The sequence below is a fragment of the Dietzia sp. CW19 genome, assembly GCF_014145265.1.
Classification (GTDB): domain Bacteria; phylum Actinomycetota; class Actinomycetes; order Mycobacteriales; family Mycobacteriaceae; genus Dietzia; species Dietzia natronolimnaea.
Window position 1 is genome coordinate 1 of sequence record NZ_JAALEE010000356.1, and the last position, 2,310, is coordinate 2,310.

The following is a 2,310-nucleotide window of genomic DNA, read 5'->3' on the forward strand; positions in this document are numbered from 1 at the left end:
GGGCCGACCCGCCGCGGCCGGGCCGGCCGGGCCTCAGTCGGCGAGCGGCGTCCCGTCCCGCAGGTGCGGGGCGAGGGTGTTGTCGAACATCGTCAGCGCCGACGCGATCGCCATGTGCATGTCCAGGTACTGGTACGTGCCCAGACGGCCGCCAAAGATCACGCGGTTCGCCGCGGTCTCGGCCTTGGCGCGGTCGCGGTACAGGGCCAGCCGCTCGCGGTCGGTGGACTCGTTGATCGGGTAGTACGGCTCGTCGGAGCGCTCGGCGAAGCGGCTGTACTCGCGCATGATGACGGTCTTGTCCGTGGGGTAGTTCGTGCGCTCGGGGTGGAAGTGCCGGAACTCGTGGATGCGCGTGTAGTCGTACTCGGCGTCGTTGTAGTTCATCACCGGCGTGCCCTGGAAGTCGCCGGTGGGCAGGACCTCGGTCTCGAAGTCCAGGGTGCGCCACCCGAGCTCGCCCTCGGCGTAGTCGAAGTACCGGTCCAGCGGGCCGGTGTAGACCACGGGCGCGTCCGGGCTCGCCGCGCGGACGGCCTCGCGGACGTCGAACCAGTCGGTGTCCAGGACCACGTCGATCTTCTCGTCGGCGGCCATGTTCTCCAGCCACGCGGTATAGCCGTCGACGGGCAGGCCCTCGTGGGTGTCGTTGAAGTAGCGGTTGTCGAAGGTGTAGCGCACGGGCAGGCGGGTGATGTTGCCGGCGGGCAGGTTCTTGGGGTCGGTCTGCCACTGCTTGGCGGTGTAGTCCTTGATGAACGCCTCGTAGAGCGGCCGCCCGATCAGCGAGATGGCCTTCTCCTCGAAGTTGGCCGCGTCCTCGGCCGAGAACTCCGCGGCCTGCTCGGCGATGAGCTCCCGCGCCTCGTCGGGCGAGTAGTAGCGCCCGAAGAACTGGTTGATCAGGCCCAACCCCATGGGGAACTGGTACGCCGTTCCCTTGTGCATCGCGAACACGCGGTGCTGGTAGCCGGTGAAGTCGGTGAAACGGTTGACGTACTCCCACACCCGCTCGTTGGAGGTGTGGAACAGGTGCGCGCCGTACTTGTGGATCTCGATCCCGGTCTCGGGCTCGGGCTCGGAGTAGGCGTTGCCGCCGATGTGGTGACGCCGGTCGAGCACCAGCACGCGCTTGCCGAGCTCGGCCGCGGCCCGCTCGGCGACCGTCAGGCCGAAGAAACCGGACCCCACCACGATGAGGTCATAGGTCCCCCACTGCCGATCGCCTGCCATCACTTCGAGCCTTCCCGTAGTCCGTCGCCGGGTCGCCGCGCCTGATCGGGCGCCGCGCCCGGCGTGTCCACGCGCCGGCCGGCGCGGGTCCGGGTCCAAGGGTATCGGGCGGGTGGGCGGAGGGGTCCGGTGCCACACCAGGTGACGACGACGAGGAGGGCCCCACCCGTGCGCGGTGCCGCTGCTCAGTCCGCTCGCCGGGCGGCCTCGTCGTCGTACATCGGTTCGAAACTACACGGTTGTGACCCCAAAATTCACTTCCGTACCACTTGGTTTCACTCGTTTCTTAGCTACCATTGACCACGTTCGTCACATTCGTCCCAGTGGTCGCAGCGCTCGCGGCCGCCGGGAAGAAGTGTTCCGCAGCGGGATCCGCGAGACACAGACCCGATCTGGAGAAGCCCTTGAGAACACGACGCCGCCCCCTGAACGTCAGCGGTCGACGCAGGACCCTCGCCCTCGCGGTGGCGGTCGCGGCGTCCGTCGTCACGCCCCTCGCCGTGTACGGGGCGGACCACCTGGTCGAGTCCGGAGACGACATCGCCGCCACCGCGGGCGCCGCCGTCCCCACCGGGACGGCCGAGGTCTCCCTGTCCGACGCACCCGCCGCGGCGGGCGTGGACACCGACATCGCGGTGGGCTCCGCCCCGGTCAAGGAGGTCACCTCCGAGACGCCGTTCTCGATGGTCGGCGTCACGTGGAAGGGCTACAACCCGGAGGCCGTCGCGGCCCTGCGCGCCAAGAACCCGGACGGCTCGTGGGGCCCCTGGTACGAAGCGGAGTCCGTCGACGACAAGGGCGAGAGCACCACCGGCAGCGGAGGCACCGAGCCGGTCTTCCTCGGGGTGGACACCACCACGGTCCAGATCAAGGTCTCCGGCGTCGACCTCGAGGACACCTCGCTCGCAGACGCGCCCGAGGGCGCGGCATCCGAGGGCGCTGAGTCCGAGAGCGAAGAGGCCGAGAACGCTGAGTCCGAGGCCGCGGAGACCCCGGGGTCCGAGACCGCCGACTCCCCGGCCACGGGGTCCCCCGCACAGAACGACGTGGCGGCCACCCGGGCGGCCGAGCCCGCCC

Annotated in this window: 1 protein-coding gene and 1 pseudogene; one reads left to right on the forward strand and one right to left on the reverse strand. The window is 69.7% G+C overall.

Annotated features, from left to right (window positions below; translation table 11 throughout):
* Positions 1-33 precede the first annotated feature (33 nt).
* The gene (glf, locus tag G6021_RS10945; protein WP_182616601.1) at positions 34-1,233 is read right to left on the reverse strand and encodes a UDP-galactopyranose mutase; all 1,200 of its coding nucleotides are present in this window, start codon (positions 1,231-1,233) and stop codon (positions 34-36) included.
* A 404-nt stretch (positions 1,234-1,637) separates the two neighbouring features.
* Between glf and G6021_RS10950 the strand changes: the two are divergent.
* Positions 1,638-2,310, forward strand: a pseudogene (locus G6021_RS10950) (hypothetical protein); the annotation flags it as partial.